We start from the raw sequence: 22,841 nt of genomic DNA, 5'->3' as shown, positions 1-22,841 counted from the left end.
CAGAACTTCTGGAGGCCGTCATATTCTTGAAGACACTGGTCAGCGAGCGTTCGAGCTGTAGTGTGTGGCGACATGAAACGGAGCGTTCGCCGCCCTGCGCGGAATGGACGACGAAATCGACTGCCGGGTCACTGACCGCGACGATGCCCCTGTGTCACGCCGCATCACGGTGCCCGCGCCCGGAATGGGTAGTCGCTACGGTAACGGGCGTAGCGATTACCCAATCCGGGCGCACTCATCTCGAGGATCCCGTTGAGCCGCACGTCGGGCACCGTGTGGGCAAACGGCCATCCGGGCAAGACGAAACCCCCTACTCCCCAGTAAAAAACTGGGATGTAGGGGGTTTTCGTGGCGGTACCGGTGGGATTTGAACCCACGGTGGAGTCTCCCCCACACGACTTTTCGAGAGTCGCACCTTCGGCCGCTCGGACACGGTACCGCCGTTGATTCTAGTAGAGACTGAGGTCCGACGCGAATCGGCAAACATGCAGCAGACACACGGATGCCGCGGAGTACCCTCAGCGGGTGACCTCACCGACCCCACGCATCCGCTCTGCCATCGCTACCGGAGCCGCCGTTTTTGCCGGCGGCGTCGTGCTGGCCACGACCTTGTGGCGCCGCGACCTGGAACAGCAGAAGGCCATTCTCAACGAGACCCTGCCGGTGCACTCGGCCTGGTGGCGCGACCACGCAAAGGAGTCGGGCGAGCTGCTCTACGTCGCGATCGGCGACAGTGCCGCCCAGGGAATCGGGGCGTCGAGCCCAAGCAAGAGCTACGTCGGCGTACTCGCCGATCATGTGCGCCTGGCGACCGGCCAGACGGTACGCGTTGTGAATCTCAGCGTCTCCGGCGCGACCGTGGCATTGGCCGTGCGCGACCAGCTTCCCCGCTTCGCCAGGCTGGAGGCAGACCTGGTCACGGTCGCGATCGGCGCCAACGATATCGCCGCGTGGAACCCTGCGGCGTTTGAAGCCGGTATCCGAACCGTTTTTGCCGCACTGCCGCCGCACGCCCTCGTCGCTGACCTGCCCTGCTTTCACCTGCCGCACAACGAGGTCAAAGTCGCCGTGGCCAACGAGATCATCCGCCGCGTTGCCGCCGAGCACGAGCTGACCGTGGTTCCGCTGCACGCAACGACGAAGCGGGCCGGCTTTCGCAGCATTCTGACCCACGTAGCCCGGGATCTGTTCCACCCCAACGACCGCGGCTACCGCTCCTGGGCCGAGGCGTTCCTGCCGGCGATCAGCGCCAATGTCGCCCACCGGTTCTCGGCGGTCAATCAGGTGTCGGAGGACGCCGACTAGCGCCGGAACCGCGCGCAGAGTCGACTGTCGGTGGCCCCGGCTAGGCTCGAAATATGGCAAAATCCGTCTCCTCTTTCCGCTGCTCCGAATGCGGCTGGACCACCCTGAAATGGGCGGGCCGCTGCGGCGAATGCCAGCAGTGGGGCACCGTCGTCGATGCCGGCCAGACCGCTGGCATCACCCGCAAGCTCAAGGCCATCACGCTCGTCGGCGATGGTATCGCCCGACCCATCACCCACGTTGAAACGGATGCCGCCGCTCACTGGCCGACCGGCATCAACGAGTTCGACCGGGTGCTCGGCGGCGGCATCGTGCCCGGCTCGGTGATTCTGCTCAGCGGTGAGCCCGGCGTCGGCAAGTCCACGCTGCTGCTCGAGGTCGCGTCGAAGGCGGCGGCTGCCAAGAGCCGCGTGCTCTATGTCAGCGCTGAAGAGTCGGTGAGCCAGGTGCGATTGCGGGCCGAACGCACTAACGCGCTCGAACCCGAGCTCTATATCGCGGCCGAAACTGACCTCGGCGTGATCCTCGGGCAGATCGACGCTGTGAAGCCCGACCTCATCATCATCGACTCGGTGCAGACGGTGTCGAGTGCGCTCTCCGACGGCTCGCCGGGCATGCCCAGCCAGGTGCGGGAGGTTGCATCCACTCTCATTCGCGTGGCCAAAGATCGCAACCTGCCGGTGCTGCTCGTCGGCCACGTCACCAAGGACGGCTCGATTGCGGGCCCGCGGGTGCTGGAGCACCTGGTCGACGTGGTCTGCCAGTTCGAGGGCGACCGGCAGACCTCGCTGCGGTTCATTCGCGCGCTCAAGAACCGATTCGGGCCCACCGACGAGGTCGGCTGCTTCGAGATGACCGGCGACGGCATCGCCGAGGTGCCCGACCCGAGCGGGCTGTTCCTAAGCCGGGCCACTGAACCGGTCGACGGCACCTGCGTCACCGTCGCCCTCGAAGGCCGGCGGGCAATGCCGGTCGAGGTGCAGGCTCTCGTCACCGACACCCAGGCACCGAACCCGCGCCGTGTCACGAGCGGTGTAGACGCAGCCCGTGTGGCCATGTTGCTCGCGGTACTGCAGGAGCGCGCCGGCATGAAACTCTCCGCCAAAGATGTCTACGTGTCGACGGTCGGCGGAATCCGTCTGACCGAACCGGCCGCCGACCTCGCGATTGCGCTGGCCATCGCGTCGGCCTTCACCGGGCTGGCCGTGGCCCACAACGTGGTCGCCTTCGGTGAGATCAGCCTGGCCGGGGAGGTGCGCGGAGCGCTGATGTCGAAGCAGCGCGTGAACGAGGCCGTGCGCCTCGGGTTCACCACCCAGATCGACGCCGCCTGCGGGTCGATCCACGCGGCGGTTGCTCTCGCGCTCGGAACCAGCCGCAGCCCCCGCGACGCCGAACTCGATCGGGCGTTCTAGACTCCATCACTACCCCGCCCCACATTCGGCCGTAGCTGAGCGCTTTCCCGAAAAAAGGATGCAGGCTCGGCGCACTGACCGGCGCGCCGAGCCTGCGCCTGGACCGGGCGATCTATCGGGCAGTTGCTCGAAGCTGCCCGGGCGAGGACTCAGCCGGCGTCGCTCTGGCCAAGTTCGGGGCTCAGCGCCTTGAGCAGATCGGCGGGAGCTGCCTGCATCACGTTCGGCCCGGCGATGTCGAAGAACACCATCTCCAGGGTCGCGGCGTGCACGGTGAGAAATTCCCGCAGCCACTGCCCGTCGCAGACCATGACCTGCGGGTTCAGGTCGTCGGGTACCACGCGCACGTAGTTTTCGGCGGCCGAGAAGAGCAGCAGCATCCGCTTGTCGGAGCCTTCGCGGCCGAAGACCCGCACCTGCGCCGCCTCCCCGTTGACGACGAGTTGCGGCACGATCATATAATCGTTGCGCAGCGCATAGGCGACGGCGACGACGTCTTGCGCCGCCAGTGCGGCGGCGAGCGCCTCGGAACGGGTGTTGGCAGTCGTATCGGTCACCTATTCATTCAATCAGGCGCGCCCGTACACGCCCAGCTGGCAGCGCATGCCACGAGCGAACGCGCTCCCCAGCCGAGGCCCCCGCGAGCCGACCACCTGTTCCACCCCAGCCCCAGCCCGACCCGCCTCCGTGAGGGGTCTCAAGTCGCTCTAAAACCGGCCCCGAAAGAGCAATATGCTACTCCTCACCCGCGCACTCGCCCCAGTTCAACGGGAAATAGTGTTCGGCACCACCGGGCGGGGCGTCAGATTGAGCAGCCAGCCCTAGTTCAGAATCATCAAGGCCGGGTCGGCCGCTTCGATACCGTCCACGGTCACGTACAGGTAGTACGACGCCCCGCCGGCCGGAACTGCGGTGCGGGACTCGGTCTGGCAGGTGTCAACGGCCGAGCGGGTGCGATCCCAGCTGATCGGGGTTGCGAGCGGCATGACCACGCCGGGCTTGAGCGTCACCTCGGCGTCGATCGGGTTGGTCTGACAGTCGGTCGAGGTCCAGTAGACGTCTTCACCACTCATCACGGTGAACACCTGCTGCTTGTTGCCGGCGTTGATCACGCAGTCCGTGGTGCCGATGTTGGTCAGGCTCAGCGACAGCTGCGGCAGCACGCCGGCCGCATAATTCGTGGCGTCGGTGATGGCCGCAACCTCAACCGCTGATGGGTCGCAGGCCGAGCCATCGACGGCGGTGGCCGTCTCGGGAATGGCGGTGGCGGCATCCGTCGGCGTGGCCGACTCGGTCGTGGCCGCGGCGGGCGTTTTCGGGGAGTCTGCGTCACCCTTGCTCACCCCCGGTTGCACGATGATGAGAAACAGAATGATGAGCACGGCGAGCAAACCGAGCCCCACTACGAAACGCCGGCGCCGGTACACCTTGCTGGACTGGCGGCCGACCGGTTGCTTGATCGTCGACATGCCCCAAGGTTATTGATGTTCGACGCCAGAAGGCGGTAATGGCGTGCGTGTCGGCAGCAATTGCCGCCGGAACAGGCCGGGGCCCGCCCGCAACCGAAACGGTGCGAGCGGGCCCCGGCACAAACCATGGCTTACCGGCGCCCTGGTTTCGGCGGCTTCGGTGCCTTCTTGGCGTGGTCGACCCTGACGTCGGTCCAGCCGATTACGTCACCGTCAGCGTTCTGCGCGGACACGCTGTACTTGCCGTGCTTGAGGCCGTCAGCGAGTGTGACGCTCACCGTGCCCTCTGCGCTGACGAGCAACCAGCCGCCGAGGTTGGCGGCCTTCTTCTTGTCGTAGGCCCACACCGACACGTACTCGCCGGCGTGCGAGGCACCAACCTCGACAGCGACCGTGTCACCGGCCCGATAGGAGTTCCGGTCGGTGTCGATCGCGTTCCGCAGCTTTTTGGTGAGATCCTTCGCTGGGGCTGCGGTCGGCGCATCTCCCGGTTCGGTGCTCACGGTTACCGCAACGGCGAGGCGCACGATCGTGCCCGATTCAACCGCGGTCATCTCGAGGACACTGCTCGCGACGGCATCGGCCGGCACCGTGACGGTGACGATGGCTGCGCCCGTCGAATCAACGGATGCCGTACCGACGTCGGTGCCCGACCAGCTCAGCGTGAGCTGGGTGTTTTTCGGGGCGCCGAGCGAGGTGAGGTTGAGGCTGCCAACCGTGAAGGTGATCGTGTCACCCGGGCTGACCGCGGCCGTGGGGGCGCCGGTGATCGAAGCCTGGCTGGCCTTGAACGACGGGGACAGCGGGCTGTTGGCCTGAATGTAAGAGATCCAGGCGTCGCGGTCGACGAGACCCGAGTCGCGGGTATCCGTTCCCTTCGTGAACTCTCGGAAGTTGTCGCCACCGGTGAGCAGGAAGTTGAACGAACCGATGCGGTAGGACTGCGCCGGGTCGATCTGGGCACCGTCGATCCAGATGCCCGTGATGCGGCTTCCGGCATCTCGTGACGCGTCGAAGGTGTAGTTCACGTTGTCGCTCAAGCCGAGTTGCAGGAACGGCCGGCTCGGAATCGTGCCGTCGGCGTTGGTCTGCCACTGCTGCTCGAGAACGGTCTTGAACTGTGCGCCGGTCAGGCTCGTCGTCCAGAGGTTGTTCAGGAACGGCAGCACCGCGTTCGCCTCGGCGTAGGTCACCACGCCGTCAGGAGACAGCGAGAGGTCGGCACGCATTCCACCGGGGTTGACGACGCCGATCTCGGCACCGCCGATAGTGGGGTCGGCCAGCGACGCGCGCAGCGAGTTGGCCACGAGCGTCCCCAGAGTGGATGGCGCCATCCGGTTTTCGGCGCACGGCGCGACTCCACCGAGGCACGCCCGGGTGATGTCGGCGGTGACCGAACCCACGGGCACGTTGCCCTGGATCGCGGCCTCGGCCAACGCGGCGTTGGTGATGGCCTGAACCTCGGCGACGCGCGGGTACGCGGCCACGAGGTCGGCATCGGCAACGGTCGAGCGGGCCACGTTGCGGTTCTTCACCGTGGTCGTGTCACCGGAGGCCACGTCATAGCTGAGCACAACCTGGCCGATGTTCTCGCCGTAGCTGCCCGTCTGCAGCACCGGGCGCGTGGCGCCATCGGCCGCGCCGGGAACCGGGGCGTCCCAGGCGTACTGCTTGTGCGTGTGACCGGTGAAGATCGCGTCGACCTCGGCCGAGGTGTCATTCACGATGCTCGCGAAGGCCCCGCCGGCGGCGAGTTCCTGCTCGAGCGTGGCGCCATCCGGAATTCCGGCGCCGGCACCCTCGTGGTACTCGGCGATCAGGACATCCGCTTCGCCGTTGGCGGGGTCGCCGTCGGTGAGCTGCGCGGCAACGCGGTTGACTGCGGCAACAGGGTCCCCGAAGCTGAGGCTCGCGATACCGTTCGGCGAGACGAGGGAGGGGGTCTCTTCCGTCACCGCGCCGATAACGCCAACCATCACGCCGGCAACATCGATGAGGGCGTATTCCTGCATCGCGGGCGTTTCCGTGCCCGCGTTGTAGACGTTGGCTCCGAGGTAGTCGAAGTTGGCAGCATCGGCCACTCGTGCCCCGAGGTCAGCGAAGCCCTGATCGAACTCGTGGTTGCCCACGCCAGAGGCGGCCAGATCGAGGGCGTTCAGCACGTCGATCGTCGGCTGATCGTTCTGCGATGCCGATGCGAACAGCGAGGCACCGATATTGTCGCCGTTCGAGAGGAACAGCGAATTCGCGTCGCCGTACTCGGCCCGCAGTTGCTCGATGGTTCCCGCGAATTTGACGGTGTTGGCGTCGATGCGTCCGTGGAAGTCATTGATGTTCAGCAGGTTGAGCTCCACCGAGGTGGGCGCGGCGAGGTTGAGTCCGAGTACGACCGGGTCATGATCGGAGGAGCGGTACGCGTCGGCAACGTAGAAGTCGGTCACGTTGTTGTTGTACCGGCTGTACTCGAGGGCCACCGATTCAACGGAGTTGATGTTCCAAATGTCGACGTCGTTGACCGTGGCATCCGCTTCGGGCGAAGCGAACACGTGGTCGAGCGAGCCGACCGTGCCACCGAAGGCATAGCTGTATTCGCCGGTCTTGGCGCCCTGGTTAATGTACCCGGCGTCGGTGATCACCCTGATCGGGTCTTCCAGGTCGTAGGCGTTGAAATCGCCCGTGAGGAACACCCGGTCGATACCGGTGCTGGCCGTGAGATCGTCGGCGAAGGCCACGAGGGCCGTGGCCTGGTTCACCCGGGAAGCGTTCGAGGCACCCTGGCCGTCTTTCATGTCGGCGTCGACCCCGGTTCCGGAGCCCTTCGACTTGAAGTGGTTGACGATGGCAAGGAACGAGCTGTTTGTGTCGCCGACCAGCTGGAACGCCTGGGCGAGCGGCTGGCGGGCATTGCTGAATGCGGCGGAGCCGGTGAGAATTTTGGACCCACCCATGGTTTCGACCGTATCGACCTTGTAGATGAAAGCGGTGCGGATGACGTCTTCGTTGGCGGGGAGCTCGGTGGGCGAGGCCGCGAAGGCCCAGGCCGTGCTGCCGACCGCTGCGTTTAGCGCGTTCACCAGGTTGGCGAGGGCGTCGTCGCGGTCCTTGCCGTAGGCTGCCGAGTTCTCGATCTCCTCGAGCGAGACAACGTCGGCGTCGAGGGCGTTGATGGCCGCGACGATCTTCGCCTGTTGGCGTTCGAAGTTGACAGTGTTTGCGGCGCCGCGGGCGTCGCATCCGCTGCGCACGGTTATCGGGTTCCCGGCCCGGTCGCTGTAGTACGAGCAGCCGACGAGGGAATCACCGACGGTGGAGAAGTAGTTCAAGACGTTGAAGCTTGCCAGACGGATGTCCCCTCCCACATCTTCGGGAGCCTCCGTGCGGGTATTGGCGAACGTGGCCGGCTGGACCGTGGCGGCGTTTGCCGCGGTGAGCGCCGTGGTGGGCTGGAATTTCCACGCGGAGTTGCGGTAGTCCAAGATCACGGGCGTGGTGAAGGTCACGGCCGCACCGATGCGCAGCGGGTCAGCGACGGTGAGGTACGGAACCGGGGTTCCCTGGTTGGTGCTGGAGAGGTAGTTCGTGCTCGCACCGTCGTCGAGGGTCACGGCGCGTGCGGCGTTGGCCGCGATGGCCGCCGTGTACTCGGCCGAGCCGGGCAGTGCCGTCACGGTCGGGTTCACCAGCGGCGTCGTTCCGGCGGCGAGGCCGATCTCGGCGTACTGGTTGGTCGTGTAGTTGTTGGTGACGGTGTAATCACCCTGGGGCGCGATGAGCATGCCCTCGAGGGTTTCCCGCTGCGCCTCGCTGGTCGGCAGGGATACCGTGACCGGTGTCGGCAGGGCTACGTCGGTGCCCGCGAGCTGGGTGACATCGTCAACGGTGCTGAAGGTGATTTCGGTCAGGCCGAAGAACTCCACGACGGTGCCGACGACCTGCACGTGGTCGCCGATCTTCACGTCGGCGGTGGCCGAGTTGGAGTACGCGAAGACGCCGTGCGAAGCGGTGTGGCTGGCGAAGTCGATATCGCCGCCGGTCCCGGCGGTCTGCAGGTAGAAGCCGTTGAAGCCGCCGGTCGGGTAGGCGGCCGTGACGACGCCGGACGTCTTGACGACGGTTCCGGCCAGCGGGCTCGTATCGGTCGTTCCCTGGATCGCGTTGATCGCGGTGAGCTCGTCGGGAACCGGGGTTGGGTCGGGGTCTGGTTCTGGGTCGACCGGGCTGCCGGTCTCGCCTGCCGTGTTTGTCGGCGTTGGCGTGGCCGAGCTGAAGTCGGCGGCGTTGACATCGGTGTCAATGAAGTTCGTGCGGTTCACCGAGGTGGTGACGGATGCGTTGGCTGCGGCCGTTCCCTCGTAGGTGTTCGAGCTGCCGTAACCGATCAGGTCGAGAATCTCGGGCTGCCCGGTGAGCGAGCCGATGGCGGGCGCAGACAGCGCCGCGGACTGGCTGGCGAAGAAGATCGTGCCGGAGGCGCCGGCGAAGGAGATGCCGGAGGCGGCATCCGCTTCTGGGAGCGACGCGCCATTTGTCGCGTTCGAGCCGCCCTGTACGAGGTAGTAGCCTCCGGCGGCGATGGTGCCGGTCAACGCGAGGACCGAGGTCGGATTCGACGTCGAGCCCGACGCGCGATACTGAATCGACGTGCCGTCGAGCGAGACGTCGGCGTTGGTCGGGTTGTACAGCTCGACGAACTTGTTCAGGTAGGTCGCACCCGAGCTGCCCCCGTTCAGGTAGGCCTCGTTGATGACGACTCCGGTGCCGGCGGTGTTGGCGCTGGCCGGTATGGCAATGATCGGAGCGGCCGCGAGGCTTACCCCCAGAAGTGTGGCGAAAACCAGCCTCGAACGGCTGCGAACGGCGGATGACATGGATCTCCTCATTCATTGAACGATGGTCGTCTCATTGCACCCAGGGTCTTGCGCCCCGTGGAGTGGTTCCGGCCGGTGCAATAGTTCGCAGCCTAGTGACGGGCCGTGTCCGGGGGGTGAACTGCGCTCATTTTGCTCGTATGCGCAGCTGAAATCGGCGCCACGCAGCACAGATAGCCGCGATCGAGCCGGTCACGCAGAATTCCGCCGGTTCAGGAACGAGTCAGGCGCTTCACCATGCGGGTGTTGCCGAGCGTGTTCGGCTTCACCCGTGCCAGGTCGAGAAACTCCGCGACGCCCTCATCGGGAGACCGCACGAGCTCGGCGTAGATGGCCGGATCGACGGTTTCGGTACCCATGTCGCTGAAGCCGTTGCGGGTGAAGAAGCCCACCTCGAAGGTCAGGCAGAACAGTCGGCTCAAGCCGAGGTCGCGGGCATCCGCTTCGAGGCGTTGCATCATGGTGTAGCCGACGCCGTGGCCGAGCCAGTTCGCGTCGACGGCGAGGGTGCGCACCTCGCCGAGGTCTTCCCACATGACGTGCAGGGCGCCGCAGCCGATCAGCTTCCCTGAGGAGTCAACGGCCACCCGAAATTCCTGCACCGCCTCGTAGAACACGACCCGGTCCTTGCCGAGCAGGATGCGCTGCTGCACGAGCGGTTCGACCAGCGCTTCGATGCCGGGAACGTCACTCGTGCGGGCGCGGCGCACCGAATACTCCAGTTCGGGTTGTTCCGGTGCCCTCTGCTGCAATACGGTCACGCCTATCGGCCCCTCTCGTGGCTAAATCAGGATCAGACCACCAGTCTAGGGATCGTGCCGCGGGATTCCGCCGCCGCAGCCGCCCGCCGCCCCCGTCCTTTCTGAATTCGCCCCCACTTTTCGCCCCCACCAGAACGGATGCGCCGCCCGGCCACCCCCGGAAGGACGCGGAAGTTGGCGGGAAGCCATAGAAATTGCAGGAGTTATGCACGCCAGCCGGTGCTGGGGGCATGGAAAAGGCCCGGCAGACGAATCTGCCGGGCCTTCTGCCGCTGAACTAGCGCGGGGTGAAACTTAGTCGCTCGTGATCGCCAGGTCGGGGGTGGCCGGACCGGTGCCGACGGCGGCTGCGGTGTTCACTCCGACGCCGACCGAATCTGCCCGGGTCGTCGTGGTGAAGACGAGCTTGCCGTCGACGAAGTCCACGTGCACGTGGTCTCCGGCGTTGAGCTCACCCTGCAGGATCTTCTCCGACAGGCGGTCCTCCACCTCGCGCTGGATGGCGCGGCGCAGCGGACGAGCACCGAGCGTCGGGTCGAATCCGACCTCGATCAGGTGTTCCTTGGCCGCAAGGGTGACCTCGACGGTCATGTCGCGGTCGAGCAGACGCACGCCGAGACGTTTGATGAACAGGTCGACGATCTGCAGCAGCTCGGGCTTGGTCAGCTGCGGGAACACGATGATCTCGTCCACGCGGTTGAGGAACTCGGGCTTGAAGTGCTTCTTCAGCTCGTCCTTGACCTTGCCGGCCATGCGCTCGTACCCGGTGGTGGTGTCGCCTTCCAGCTGGAAGCCGACCGGTCCGCCCGAGATGTCCTTGGTGCCGAGGTTGGTAGTCATGATGATGACGGTGTTCTTGAAATCGACGACGCGACCCTGACCATCCGTCAACCGGCCCTCTTCCAGAATCTGGAGCAGGGAGTTGAAGATGTCGGGGTGAGCCTTCTCGATCTCGTCGAACAGCACCACGGAGAACGGCTTGCGCCGCACCTTCTCGGTGAGCTGACCGCCCTCTTCGAAGCCGACGAATCCGGGAGGCGCACCGAACAGGCGCGACACGGTGTGCTTCTCGCCGTACTCACTCATATCGAGCGAGATCATGGCGGCCTCGTCGTCGAACAAGAACTCGGCGAGCGCCTTGGCGAGCTCGGTCTTGCCGACACCGGTGGGACCGGCGAAGACGAAGGATCCGGAGGGACGCTTCGGGTCCTTCAGGCCGGCACGGGTACGACGGATGGTCTTGGCGAGCGCCGAGATGGCCTCTTCCTGACCGATGACGCGCTGGTGCAGTGCCTTTTCCATGAAGACGAGCCGCGAGGACTCTTCCTCGGTGAGCTTGAACACCGGAATGCCGGTGGCCTGGGCCAGAACCTCGGCGATCAGGCCTTCGTCGACCACCGCGGTGGTCTTGACGTCGCCGGACTTCCACTTCTTCTCCAGGCGCAGACGCTCGCCGAGGAGGTTCTTCTCCTCGTCGCGCAGGCCGGCGGCCTTCTCGAAGTCCTGCTCCTCAATGGCGAGTTCCTTGGCGGCACGAACCACGGCGATTTTCTCGTCGAATTCGCGCAGCTCCGGCGGACTCGACAGGATCGACAGGCGCAGGCGAGCGCCGGCCTCGTCGATCAGGTCGATGGCCTTGTCGGGCAGGAACCGGTCGGAGACGTAGCGGTCGGCGAGGTTCGCCGCGGCCACGAGGGCACCGTCGGTGATGGACACCTTGTGGTGCGCTTCGTAGCGGTCGCGCAGTCCCTTGAGGATGTTAATGGTGTGCGGCAGCGACGGCTCGTTCACCTGGATGGACTGGAAGCGTCGCTCGAGCGCGGCATCCTTCTCGAAGTGCTTACGGTACTCGTCGAGGGTGGTCGCACCGATGGTCTGCAACTCACCACGGGCCAGCAACGGCTTGAGAATGGATGCGGCATCGATGGCACCCTCGGCGGCGCCCGCACCAACCAGGGTGTGGATCTCGTCGATGAAGACGATAATGTCGCCGCGGGTGCGGATCTCCTTGGTGACCTTTTTCAGGCGCTCTTCGAAGTCACCGCGGTAGCGGCTGCCGGCGATGAGCGAGCCGAGGTCGAGCGAGTAGAGCTGCTTGTCCTTGAGCGTCTCGGGCACATCGCCCTTGACGATCGCCTGGGCGAGCCCCTCGACGACGGCGGTCTTGCCGACGCCGGGCTCACCGATCAGCACGGGGTTGTTCTTGGTGCGACGCGAGAGGATCTGCATGACCCGCTCGATTTCTTTCTCGCGTCCGATGACCGGGTCGAGTTTGTTGTCGCGGGCCATCTGGGTGAGGTTGCGGCCGAACTGGTCGAGCACCTGGCTGCCGGCCGTGTTGGCCGCCTGCTCGTTGGCGCCGACCGCGACCTGCTCCTTGCCCTGGTAACCGGAGAGGAGCTGGATGACCTGCTGGCGCACGCGGTTGAGGTCGGCGCCGAGCTTGACGAGAACCTGGGCGGCCACGCCCTCGCCCTCGCGAATGAGGCCGAGCAGGATGTGCTCCGTGCCAATGTAGTTGTGGCCGAGCTGCAGCGCTTCGCGCAGGCTCAGCTCGAGAACCTTCTTCGCCCGCGGCGTGAAGGGAATGTGGCCGGTGGGCTGCTGCTGCCCCTGGCCAATGATGTCTTGTACCTGCTCGCGCACGGCATCCAGCGAGATGCCGAGGCTCTCCAGAGCCTTCGCGGCGACGCCTTCACCCTCGTGAATCAGCCCGAGCAGAATGTGCTCGGTGCCGATGTAGTTGTGGTTGAGCATCTTGGCCTCTTCCTGGGCCAAAACGACGACGCGACGAGCTCGGTCGGTAAATCTCTCAAACATATGATCGCTCCCTTGGCGCCAGGGCAGTTGGTGCCGTTACATCGAGAATAACCAGCCTGCGCCGCCCGCGGGCGTTTGTTCGCCGTAGGCGTGATAAGCACAGCGTGACGGATGCTGCGCGCTGGGCCCGCGCGCAGCATCCGCTTGACCGGGCGCTACTGCACGGCGGAAGTGAGCCGGGCGAGGTTGTCGAGGATGGTCGAGCGCAGCGGCTGCTTGCGCCACTCCTCGAGGGTCAACTCGCGACTGTTCAATCGGTTCTCATCCTCCATCGCGCGGAGGTTGCGCACGAACGACCGGCCGCGCACCATGAGCGAGACCTCCATGTTGAGGCTGAAGGAGCGCTGGTCCATATTGCTCGAGCCGACGACGGCGACCTCATCGTCGATCGTGAAGTGCTTGGCGTGCAGAATGTACGGCGCCTTGTACATGTAGATGTGCACGCCGGCGGTCAGCAATTCCTCATAGTACGAGCGCTGGGCGTGATAAACCACGGCCTGGTCGCCGATCTCCGAGACGAACAGCTCAACGCGAAGCCCTCGCTGCACGGCGGTCGTGATGGCGTACATGATCGATTCGTCCGGCACGAAGTACGGGCTCGTGATGATGATGCGGTCCTGCGCGTAGTAGAGCAACGCGAGAAACAGGCGCAGGTTGTTCTCACCCTTGAACCCCGGGCCGCTCGGCACGACCTGGCAGTCGAGGGCATCGGTCACCGGCCGAGGGTGCACCGGCTCAATGTCACGGGTGAGCAGCTCATTGGTTTCGCTGTACCAGTCGGTGATGAAGATGGCATTGAGCCCCGACACGATCGGGCCTTCCAGCCGGGTCATGAAGTCCTTCCACTTCAGACCCCGACGAATGTTCTTGCGCATGTTGTAGGTGCGGTCGATGATGTTCTGCGACCCCATGAAGCCGACCAGGCCATCGACGATGAGCAGCTTGCGGTGGTTGCGCAGGTCGGGTCGCTGCCATTTACCCTTGAACGGCTGCACCGGAAGCATGAGTTCCCAGTCGACACCGGCATCCGTCAGCCGTTTCTTGGTCTGGCGAAAACCCGGCTTGCGCATTGACTGGATGTGGTCCATCAGCACGCGCACGCTGACCCCGCGCCGGTGCGCCCGCTCGAGGGCGTCGAAGAACGGCGCGGTGGTGTGGTCGAGCGAGAGAATGTAGAACTCGACGTGCACGTATTTCTTGGCCAGGTCGATGTCGGCAATCATCGTGTCGAACGACAGCTGATAGTCGTTGATCAGGCTCGCGGTGTTGTCGCCGACGAGCGGCATCGCCCCGAGGTTGCGGTTGAGTTCAACGACCGATTCTAGCCAGCTGGGCCACGGGTGGTCACGGCGCACCAGCTCCATGCCCTCGGTACTGTCGAGGATAAACTGGTTGATCTCATCCTGCATCAATCGGCGCTTCTTCGGCAGGGTGCGGTAGCCGATCAGCAGAAAGAGCAGCACGCCGAGGTACGGGATGAAGAAAATGGTCAGCAACCAGGCCATGCCCGACATCGGGCGGCGGTTGCGAGGGACCACGATGATGGCCACGACGCGCACGGAAAAGTCGATGATCAGGGCCAGCAGAACGGTGATGGTCAGGCCGTCGATGCCGAACATTGGTACTTAGGTGGTCGGTTTGTCGAGACCGAGCCGGGCGCGTTCTTCGGCTTCGATTTGGGCGTACACCTTACGTTCGGTGCGATCGGCGCGCAGGATTGAGCGCATCAGCATCCAGAAGATGAGGCCAAGCGCAATGGTGGGCACGACCGAAAAGAGCGCGTTACCCCAGAAGTTCTCAATCACACCCCCAGACTACGCGTAAAGGCTGGCGAAGCCCCTACTTGGTCAGGATGCCGTAGATTCCGCTGCCGAGAAAATACACGCCGACGCCGCTGACGATCACCCAGATCGCGATGCGGTTCATCGACGGCGGTTTGCGCCCGCCCTTGTCGGGCTCTAATTCGTCTTTGGGGAGATAGCTCATGAGTACCTACTAACTACTTGACCAGCGGGAAGAGGATTGTCTCGCGAATGCCGAGGCCGGTCAGGGCCATCAGCATACGGTCGATACCCATGCCCATGCCACCGGTTGGCGGCATGCCGTATTCGAGAGCGCGGAGGAATTCTTCGTCGAGGCGCATCGCCTCCGGGTCTCCCCCGGCGGCCAGGCTGGCCTGCTCGATGAAGCGTTCCCGCTGCACCACCGGGTCGACGAGCTCGGAGTAGCCGGTGGCCAGTTCGAAGCCGCGCACGTACAGGTCCCACTTCTCGACCACGCCGGCCACCGAGCGGTGGCCGCGCACGAGCGGGCTCGTGTCGATGGGAAAGTCCATCACAAAGGTCGGGCGCACCAGGTCGCCCTTAACGAAGTGCTCCCAGAGCTCTTCGACGTACTTGCCGTGAATCGGGTGGTCGATCTCGATGCCTTCGCGATCGGCGATCGCGACGAGGTCGGCGAGCGGCGTCTCGGGCGTGATCGTAATACCGGCCGCCGTGGACAGGCTGTCGTACATGCCGATGCGGTCCCAGTCGCCGCCGAGGTCGAACAGGGTACCGTCGGCCCAGGTGACCACGTATGATCCGGCAATCGCGAAGGCGGCATCCTGAATCAGCTTCTGGGTGAGGTCGGCGATGGAGTTGTAATCGCCGTACGCCTCATAGGCCTCGAGCATCGCGAACTCGGGCGAGTGGGTGGAGTCGGCGCCCTCATTGCGAAAGTTGCGGTTGATCTCGTAGACCCGGTCAATGCCGCCAACCACGGCCCGCTTCAAAAACAGCTCCGGCGCGATGCGCAGAAACAGTTCGGTGTCGAAGGCGTTGCTGTGGGTCTGAAATGGGCGAGCGGATGCCCCACCGTGCATGACCTGCAGCATCGGGGTCTCGATCTCGATGAACTCGAGGTCGGTGAACGTCTTGCGCAGGCTCGCGACGGCCTTCGAACGGGATAGCACGTTGGTGCGGGCCTGCTCGCGGCTGATCAGGTCGAGGTAGCGGCTGCGCACCCGCGTTTCTTCGCTGAGCTCGGAGTGCAGGTTCGGCAGCGGCAGCAGCGCCTTCGCGGCGACCTGCCAATCGGTGACCATGATCGACAGTTCGCCGCGGCGGCTCGAGATGACCTCGCCGGTAACGAAAATGTGGTCGCCGAGGTCGACCAGGTCTTTCCAGGCGGCCAGTGACTCGTCCCCGACGGCGGCGAGCGAAACCATGGCCTGGATGCGGGTGCCGTCGCCCGACTGCAGGCTGGCGAAGCACAGCTTGCCGGTATTGCGCAGGTGCACGATGCGGCCGGCCAGGCCGACGATGACGCCGGTGACGGCATCCGCTTCGAGCGTGCCGAATTCGGCGCGCACGGCCGGAATGGTGTGGGTCACCGGAACCGACACCGGGTACGCGCCGCCGGCCGGGCTGGCGGCCGCCGCGTTCAGGCGGTCGCGTTTGCCGAGGCGCACGGCCTTCTGCTCGTTCATTTCTGCGTCGGAGAAGCCCTCGACGTCGGTCGAGATGGGCGGGGTGTTCTGGCTCATACGGTTCTCCGTTGGTGCTGTCAGTTCAGAAATAAAGCGGATGCTGCCTACCCGAGGGCAAGCGGCACGTTGTCAATCAGCCGGGTGGTACCGACCCGCGCGGCCACGAGAATCCGGGCCGGTCCGCGATAGGCGTCGTCGACCGGTACAAAGGTCTGCGGGTGCACGATCACGAGATAGTCCAGTTTAACCAGCGGCTGGGCTGCAATGCGTGCGTGTGCGGCAGCGAGGGCGGCGGCGGGTCCGGCCAGCGCCGCCTGCACGGCCGCGCGGAGCCCGGCGAACAGGGCTTGCGCCGCCGTATTCTGGGCGTCGTCGAGGTAGCGATTGCGGCTCGAGAGGGCCAGCCCGCTCGGCTCGCGCACCGTCTCGACGACCTCGATCGCGGTGCGCAGGTTGAGGTCGGCAACCATGCTCTGCACGAGAAAAACCTGCTGGCCGTCTTTTTGACCGAACACCGCCGTATCCGGTGCCACGATGCCCAGCAGTTTCGCGACGACCGTGAGCATGCCGTCGAAGTGGCCCGGGCGCGCAGCTCCCTCGTAGGCGCTGCCGATCGGGCCGGCGGTCACCCGCGTGCCGTTCGCGCTTTCTGGATACATTTCGCCGGCCGTGGGCGCAAACACGACCGAAACGTTCTCGTCGGCGAGGGTGGCCAGGTCGGCATCGAGGGTGCGCGGGTACCGCTCGAGGTCTTCGCCGGCGCCGAACTGCAGCGGGTTCACGAAGATCGACACCACCACGATGTCGCCCAGAGCGTGCGCCCGCCGCACCAGCGCGAGGTGCCCGGCGTGCAGGGCCCCCATGGTCGGCACGAGCACGATGCGGGTGTCCCCGCCGACCAGCGCCGAACGGCCCCGGGCCTGACCGAGCCGGTGTTGCAGGGCGGTGATGGTGCTGATCACTTCGGGCGTGCTCATTCGATTGTCCGGTCGTCGTCAAGCGGATGCTGCCTGGGCGCGATTTCGTCCAGCCCGGTCAGGTCGAGGCGTTCCGGGCTCGTGCGCCCGAGGGCGTTCTCCATCGCGGAGCGCAGCAGCGGCCCCAGCACGGCTCCCGGCTGCTCCATCCCGATTCCGGCGAGCAGTCGCGTGGCCTGCTCGACGATCGACGTGGAGAATGCGGTGGCGATCTCGATGGCTTCGGCGTAGCTGGCACGGTCGGCCTCGGCGACGATGAGCGGTTCGCCGCCCATCTCCACCGCGAGCGCCTGCCCGATCGGCAGCACCGGGCCGGGCGCGGTCACCGCGAAATAGCTGTCCGCGAGCCGGGCCAAATCGAGGCTCGTGCCGGTGAAGGCCATGGCCGGGTGGATGGCGAGTGGGATCGCTCCGGCTGCCTGGGCGGGCGCGAGCACCGCGGTGCCGAAGCGGGCGGAGGTGTGCAGCACAAGCTGGCCGGGCTGCCAGGTGTTCGTCACGGCGAGGCCCTGCACCAGACTCTCCAGCTGGGCATCGGGTACCGCGATGATGACCAGCTCGCTGCGTTCGACCACCTCGGGCACGGTGAGGATCGGCACGAGCGGCAGGATGGCTTCGGCCCGATCACGGCTGGCCTGCGAGATCGCCGAGATGCCTACGATCGCGTGGCCGGCACCCGCGAGTGCGGCGCCGAGAACGGGGCCGACGTGGCCGGCTCCGATGATTCCGACGCCGAGGCGGCCGGGTTTGGCGTTCATTCTGTCTCTCCGTATTGATCTGCGGCTGGCTTCGGGGCCTCGTCGGCCCGGCTCCAGCGGTGGCTGGTGTCGGCGAGCGCCGAGCTGACCGCGCCGGTGGACATCCATTGGAAAAGCACGAGCGCTTCATCGACGTCGATGACGCTGAGCGACGCCGTGACCGGGCCGGCGACCGCGAGCAGGTCGGCCGAGGCGAGGCGCAGCCGACGCTTGATCGGGCCCTGCCGCACGCTCACACCCTGCATGCGGGCGAGCGGCACGAGGATCAGGTCGCGGGAGAGCACCCCGCGGCGGATCAGGGCGACATTGCCCGAGACCGCCCAGCCGGTGCGCCACCAGGAGAAGGGTCGCAGCCAGACCGCTCGCGGTGGCGCATTGCTGTAGACATCGGCGACTCCGGAATCAGCCTTGCGGCCGCCGAGCATGCCGTTTTCGACCAGCGCCCCATGGGTATCGGTGGTGAAGCCGGGGAGGGCCAGTTCGAGCACCTTCTCGACGTCGGCGAGGGTGCCGACCGGCAGAAGCACCGTGCTCGTTGGATTACCCGCGCTCGCCCCGGCAGCGTGCCCCGCTGTGTTGATGTTGATCTGCCACCAGCCGAAACGACGCCACAGAATGGGTTGAGACACCTTGATGGCGTGGATGCGCCCGGGCGGCAGGGTCTGGCTGCTCGTGGAGAGTAGGCCGAACCCGACCCGCACACCGTCAGCCGTGCCCGCGATCGTGAACCGCAGCTGCTTGGTGATGCGCGAGAAGTAGTAGCCGACGCTGCCGATCAGGCCGGGAAGCACGGCCACGAGCACCCAGCCGCTGCTGCCGGCGATCACGCTGACGATCAGCCCGATGCCGGCCAGGAGCAGAAAGACGGTGAAGCCGCTGAGCACGACCGACCCGATCAGTCGTCCGGGCGGAATGCGCACGACCGACACGGGCGGAGCGGCGTCGGGGCCCCGTTCGGGCTCCACGAATTCCTGGTAGCCCGCCGTGGCGAAGCCGCCGAGGGCCGAGTGCGCGGTGGGCGGGCCGATCAGGGTCGGCGGAGCGCCTTCCGCGGCCATATCTGCGGCGTCCGGTGTAGCTGCCGGCGCTCTGGTCTGCCGCAGGCCGGAGGCGAGGTGCAGGATGTCGCGGCGCAGGTCATCCGCTAATTTCGAGCCGAGGTAGGCCAGCTGCACGTTGCCGTCCTGACCCGCGACGGCGATGTCGAGCCGGGCGGCTCCGAACAGTCGGGGAATCAACGGCCGAGCCAGGTTCACCCCCTGCACCCGGTCGAGGCGCGCCTTGCGGTTGCTGCGAAAAACGAGGCCGCTGCGCACCTCGACGATTTCCCCGTTGATGCGAAAGGTGTGCATGCGCCAGGACAGGTAGAACGCGACAATTATGACCAGCAGCACGCCGGCGATGATGAGCAGCGCCCACCCGGTGCCGCCCCGCTGGTAGATCTCATCGATCGGGTCGCCGCCGTAGTTCTCCTCGCCCAGGAACAGGTCGATGAGCCGTTCGCGCAGGTTGGCGATCACGAAGCCGAGCACGGCCACCATGAAAATGCCGCCGCGCAGCAGTGGTGTCGCGGGGTGCAGTCGGTGCCACTGCCCGTCGGTGAGGTCGGTGCGCGGTGCAGCGAGTGGCGCCGGAACGGCGGGCTCGCTCACAGCCCCGCCCGGCGGATCTCGGCGAGCTCCACCAAACGGTCGCGCAGACTTTCGGCATCCGCTTCGGCCAGCCCGGGGATCGAGACCCCGGCGGTCGCCGCCGCGGTCACGAATTTGAGGTCGGCCAGACCGAGCCAGCGCGCCACCGGGCCGCGGGTGATATCGATGAGCTGCATGCGTCCGTAGGGCACCGCCACAAAGCGTTGAAAGAGGATGCCGCGGCGAAAGAGCAAATCATCCTCGCGCAGCAGATAGCCGATGGAGCGCACCCGGCGCGGTTCGAACACCAGGTTGATAATGGTCATCAGGAGCACCGCGAGGCCGACCCACAAGGCCCAGGTCTGCTCGAGCAGCAGCCAGAGCACGCTGGCGCCGCCGCAGACCACGACGCCGAACACAATGGTGCCGACGATCTCGACCAGCACGTACTTCGGGGAAACCCGCTTCCACTCGCCGACGCCGACCAGGTCGAGCCGTTCCGACGGTTCGACCCGCGCGTGTTCGGGTGGGTTCACATCGTCGGAATCAGGCACGCGTACCTCCGGGCTCGTCGGTATCGGTGTCGTCGTCGGGCGGAAGGGTGCAGAAGTGTTCGGCCACGAGGCCGGCCGCCAGCATGACGGCCGCGCCGATCGCCGTACCGATCGCAAGCCAGAGCGAAGTGACCGCCGGCACCACGGATCGGGTCAGGATGTACAGCACGATGCCGAGGGAACCGCCGAACAGCAGGGACGCTGAGAGTGAGGTCGCCTTCGACAGCACGGCCACCCGCATCGCCCAGAACGGGTCGATGCGGCGCAGCGCCTTGCGTCGGCTGCCCTGACGTACCCGCCAGGCCAGACTGACGACGACGGCCGCCAACAGGATGAGCGTTAGCGGCAGGGTAACCGGTGGAACGACGATGGGGGCACCGGATGCCGCGAACGCGATCTCGAGCAAAAAGCCGATCACGAGTCCGATGAGCAACACCGCGAGCAGCCCGGTCGCGTGCGAGCGCTTCATCGCGGCGTTCCCGGTTCCGGGTGGAGGGTGGCGGCATCCGTTGCCCGGCGCACTGTCTGGCCGGTCGCGGCGAGCAGGTCGCGCACCAGGCCCCGTCCGGGAACGGTGGCTTGCTCATCGAGGTCGAGCCAGGGGGCGAGCACGAAGTCGCGTTCCGCCGCGCGCGGGTGCGGCACGGTGAGGCGCGCGTCGTCGATGCTCAGCTGGCCAAAGGCGATGATGTCGATGTCGAGTGTGCGGTCGCCCCAGCGCTCGGCGCGCACCCGGCCGTGCTCGGCCTCGATGGCGTTGACGGCGTCGAGCAGCGCGTGGGCGTCGCCGGTGTAATCGATCGTGAGCACCGCGTTGAGATAGCGGGGGGCGCGCTCGTCAACACCGTCGAGTTTCACGGCTGCCGATTCGTAGCTCGGCGACACTGCGACCAGCGTCGCGCCGGGCAGGTCGGCGAGATCCCGCACCGCGCTCGCGAGCGTCGTTTCCCGGTCTCCGAGGTTGCTGCCAAGGGCCAGAACGACTCGATCACCGGTCATGGCCGCACCCGGGTGATCTGCACAGCCACGTCGGTGAAGGGCACGGAGATGGGAGCCTGCGGCTTGTGCACCGTGACCTGCACCTTGAGCGCCGGTGGGTGGGCCAGCACGACGGAGGCGATGCGTTCGGCGACGGTTTCGATGAGGTCGACGGGGTTGTGCCTGGCTGCGTCGGTGATTTGCTCGGCGAGTTCGCCATAGTGGATGGTCTGGGTCACGTCATCGCTCGCCGCCGCCGCGAGCAGATCGAGCCAGACGGTGACGTCAATGACGAAGTCCTGACCGTTTTCTTTCTCGAAGTCGTAGACGCCGTGGTGGGCGTTCACCCGCAGGCCGGTGAGGGTGATCGAATCAGTCATGGTTCCATTGTGTCGGACTCGAACGGCCCGCCCGACAATTCATTGGTGGCCGGTGGCGTCGACTGCCGGGCGCTGGAGAGCACGTTGAGCGCCGCGCGGGTGCCGGCGACGTCGTGCACGCGCACCGCCCAGGCGCCCGCCTGTGCAGCCAGCACACTCACCACGGCGGTCGGCAGGTCACGGTCCTGCACGGGAGCGCCGTCCGGCAGAACCGCCGCCAGAAAGCGTTTGCGCGAGGCTCCGACGAGGATCGGAAGCCCCAGCGAGGCGAACGCATCCAGCCGGTTGATCAGCTGCCAGTTGTGTTCGGTCTTCTTGGAGAAGCCGAGGCCAGGGTCGAGCACGATGCGTTCGCGCGCCACGCCGGCGGCGGTCAACGCGTCCACCCGGGCGGTGAGCGCGACCATGACCTCGGTGACGACGTCGTCGTACTCCGTGAGGGCGTCCATCTGCTGGGCATGGGCACGCCAGTGCATGGCCACAAAGTTCAGGCCAGTGTCGGCGACGACAGCAGCCATGTCGGGGTCGGCCAACCCGCCGGAAACATCGTTGATGATGCTCGCTCCGGCTTTCGCTGCCGCGCGGGCCGTCGAGGCGTTGAGCGTGTCGATGCTCAGGCGCAGTCCCTGCCGGGCGAGTTCGGTGACGACCGGAATGACCCGGTTTTGTTCCTCGGCCGGAGTGACGCGGGTGGCACCCGGGCGAGTGGATTCACCGCCCACGTCGATCAGGTCGGCGCCCTGGGCGCGCAGCAGCAGTCCGTGCTCGATGGCGGCATCCGTTGCTGCCCACCGTCCGCCATCGCTGAAAGAGTCAGGTGTGACGTTGAGCACCCCCATGATGAGCGTCACTGGCCTGATCAGAGTCACTGGCCTGATCAGAGTCATTGGCCCGCGGCGATCAGGGCAATGATCTCGGCGCGGGCGGTCGGCTCGGTCAGCACGCCGCGGGAAGCCATGGTCACGGTCGAGCTCGCGCTCTGGCGTGGGCCGCGGGTGCCGACACAGCCGTGCACGGCATCGAGCACGACGAGCACACCGAGCGGGTCGAGGCCGTCCTGCAATGCGCCGGCGATCTCCTCGGTCAGGCGCTCCTGCAGCTGGGGCCGGGCTGCGATGGTTTCAACAACGGCGGGCAACCGGCCGAGGCCGACGACCCGGCCCCGTGGCAGGTAGGCCACGTGGGCGATGCCCAGGAACGGCAGCAGGTGGTGTTCACAGATGGACCGAAAGGCGATATCGCGCAGCAGCACGAGTTCCCCGGTGCTGTCCCCGACCGGAACGAAGTCCTGCAAGAGCTCCTGCGGGTCCTGGTCCAGGCCGGCGAAGAACTCGGCGTAGGCATCCGCTACTCGTCGCGGCGTGCTCTCCAGGCCGACCCGTTCCGGATTCTCGCCAATTGCAGCGAGAATCTCTGAAACGGCCGCCTCGATGCGTGCCCTGTCCACCGCCACGGG

The 22,841-nt window shown here is 66.1% G+C and carries 20 protein-coding genes and 1 tRNA gene; 2 read left to right on the top strand and 19 right to left on the bottom strand.

What is annotated here, in order from left to right; translation table 11 throughout:
- Window positions 1-349: 349 nt before the first annotated feature.
- Window positions 350-439, bottom strand: a tRNA-Ser gene (locus E3T43_RS00535).
- 86 nt (window positions 440-525) lie between these two features.
- Here E3T43_RS00535 and E3T43_RS00530 point away from each other — a divergent pair.
- Window positions 526-1,305 carry an SGNH/GDSL hydrolase family protein gene (locus E3T43_RS00530; RefSeq protein WP_241978743.1) on the top strand — a complete coding sequence of 260 codons (780 nt, stop codon included), beginning with the start codon at window positions 526-528 and terminating at the stop codon, window positions 1,303-1,305.
- 53 nt (window positions 1,306-1,358) lie between these two features.
- Window positions 1,359-2,720 carry a DNA repair protein RadA gene (gene radA, locus E3T43_RS00525; protein WP_134467116.1) on the top strand — a complete coding sequence of 454 codons (1,362 nt, stop codon included), beginning with the start codon at window positions 1,359-1,361 and terminating at the stop codon, window positions 2,718-2,720.
- 149 nt (window positions 2,721-2,869) lie between these two features.
- Here radA and E3T43_RS00520 read toward each other — a convergent pair whose 3' ends face one another.
- The 18 genes from E3T43_RS00520 to folE form a co-directional block, all read right to left on the bottom strand.
- Complete coding sequence (locus tag E3T43_RS00520) at window positions 2,870-3,277, bottom strand: dehydrogenase (protein WP_134443659.1); 408 nt, start codon at window positions 3,275-3,277, stop codon at window positions 2,870-2,872.
- A gap of 264 nt (window positions 3,278-3,541) precedes the next feature.
- On the bottom strand, window positions 3,542-4,189 hold the full coding sequence (locus E3T43_RS00515; protein WP_134470902.1) for a hypothetical protein: 648 nt from the start codon (window positions 4,187-4,189) through the stop codon (window positions 3,542-3,544).
- A gap of 131 nt (window positions 4,190-4,320) precedes the next feature.
- Window positions 4,321-9,057 (bottom strand): ExeM/NucH family extracellular endonuclease, encoded by a 4,737-nt coding sequence (locus tag E3T43_RS00510; RefSeq protein WP_134470901.1) that lies wholly within the window; start codon window positions 9,055-9,057, stop codon window positions 4,321-4,323.
- Window positions 9,058-9,269: 212 nt separating this feature from the next.
- Window positions 9,270-9,818 carry an amino-acid N-acetyltransferase gene (locus E3T43_RS00505; RefSeq protein ID WP_241978742.1) on the bottom strand — a complete coding sequence of 183 codons (549 nt, stop codon included), beginning with the start codon at window positions 9,816-9,818 and terminating at the stop codon, window positions 9,270-9,272.
- 294 nt (window positions 9,819-10,112) lie between these two features.
- Complete coding sequence (locus tag E3T43_RS00500; RefSeq protein WP_134443662.1) at window positions 10,113-12,638, bottom strand: ATP-dependent Clp protease ATP-binding subunit; 2,526 nt, start codon at window positions 12,636-12,638, stop codon at window positions 10,113-10,115.
- Window positions 12,639-12,793: 155 nt separating this feature from the next.
- Complete coding sequence (gene cls, locus E3T43_RS00495) at window positions 12,794-14,257, bottom strand: cardiolipin synthase (protein WP_134470900.1); 1,464 nt, start codon at window positions 14,255-14,257, stop codon at window positions 12,794-12,796.
- A 6-nt stretch (window positions 14,258-14,263) separates the two neighbouring features.
- Window positions 14,264-14,443 (bottom strand): hypothetical protein, encoded by a 180-nt coding sequence (locus tag E3T43_RS00490; protein ID WP_092451794.1) that lies wholly within the window; start codon window positions 14,441-14,443, stop codon window positions 14,264-14,266.
- A 34-nt stretch (window positions 14,444-14,477) separates the two neighbouring features.
- The gene (locus E3T43_RS18575) at window positions 14,478-14,624 is read right to left on the bottom strand and encodes a hypothetical protein (protein ID WP_166789492.1); all 147 of its coding nucleotides are present in this window, start codon (window positions 14,622-14,624) and stop codon (window positions 14,478-14,480) included.
- 13 nt (window positions 14,625-14,637) lie between these two features.
- A complete protein-coding gene (gene lysS / locus E3T43_RS00485) occupies window positions 14,638-16,164 on the bottom strand; it encodes a lysine--tRNA ligase (RefSeq protein ID WP_134470899.1) in 1,527 nt (508 codons plus the stop codon).
- A 47-nt stretch (window positions 16,165-16,211) separates the two neighbouring features.
- Window positions 16,212-17,084: a pantoate--beta-alanine ligase gene (gene panC / locus E3T43_RS00480; protein ID WP_134470898.1), complete on the bottom strand. Its 873-nt coding sequence runs from the start codon at window positions 17,082-17,084 to the stop codon at window positions 16,212-16,214.
- Window positions 17,081-17,842, bottom strand: a complete 762-nt coding sequence (locus E3T43_RS00475) for a Rossmann-like and DUF2520 domain-containing protein (RefSeq protein WP_134470897.1) — start codon at window positions 17,840-17,842, stop codon at window positions 17,081-17,083. Before E3T43_RS00475 ends, panC begins: the two co-directional genes overlap by 4 nt.
- Window positions 17,839-19,494, bottom strand: coding sequence for a PH domain-containing protein (locus E3T43_RS00470; protein WP_134470896.1), 1,656 nt, complete (start codon window positions 19,492-19,494; stop codon window positions 17,839-17,841). Before E3T43_RS00470 ends, E3T43_RS00475 begins: the two co-directional genes overlap by 4 nt.
- The gene (locus E3T43_RS00465) at window positions 19,491-20,027 is read right to left on the bottom strand and encodes a PH domain-containing protein (RefSeq protein ID WP_241978741.1); all 537 of its coding nucleotides are present in this window, start codon (window positions 20,025-20,027) and stop codon (window positions 19,491-19,493) included. Before E3T43_RS00465 ends, E3T43_RS00470 begins: the two co-directional genes overlap by 4 nt.
- Window positions 20,020-20,496, bottom strand: a complete 477-nt coding sequence (locus E3T43_RS00460) for a DUF3180 domain-containing protein (RefSeq protein ID WP_092451784.1) — start codon at window positions 20,494-20,496, stop codon at window positions 20,020-20,022. Before E3T43_RS00460 ends, E3T43_RS00465 begins: the two co-directional genes overlap by 8 nt.
- Complete coding sequence (folK, locus tag E3T43_RS00455; protein WP_134470895.1) at window positions 20,493-21,026, bottom strand: 2-amino-4-hydroxy-6-hydroxymethyldihydropteridine diphosphokinase; 534 nt, start codon at window positions 21,024-21,026, stop codon at window positions 20,493-20,495. Before folK ends, E3T43_RS00460 begins: the two co-directional genes overlap by 4 nt.
- Entirely contained in the window at window positions 21,023-21,385 is a 363-nt protein-coding gene (folB, locus tag E3T43_RS00450; RefSeq protein WP_134443668.1) for a dihydroneopterin aldolase, read from the bottom strand. The genes folK and folB overlap by 4 nt, the downstream gene beginning before the upstream one ends.
- Window positions 21,382-22,272 carry a dihydropteroate synthase gene (gene folP / locus E3T43_RS00445; RefSeq protein ID WP_241978740.1) on the bottom strand — a complete coding sequence of 297 codons (891 nt, stop codon included), beginning with the start codon at window positions 22,270-22,272 and terminating at the stop codon, window positions 21,382-21,384. The genes folB and folP overlap by 4 nt, the downstream gene beginning before the upstream one ends.
- Window positions 22,269-22,838: a GTP cyclohydrolase I FolE gene (folE, locus tag E3T43_RS00440; protein ID WP_134470894.1), complete on the bottom strand. Its 570-nt coding sequence runs from the start codon at window positions 22,836-22,838 to the stop codon at window positions 22,269-22,271. Before folE ends, folP begins: the two co-directional genes overlap by 4 nt.
- Window positions 22,839-22,841: the final 3 nt, after the last annotated feature.

The sequence above is a fragment of the Cryobacterium sp. Hh7 genome, from assembly GCF_004403155.1.
Classification (GTDB): domain Bacteria; phylum Actinomycetota; class Actinomycetes; order Actinomycetales; family Microbacteriaceae; genus Cryobacterium; species Cryobacterium levicorallinum.
The sequence above is the reverse complement of the archived record's forward strand: the minus strand, read 5'-3'. Positions and strand labels throughout refer to the sequence as shown.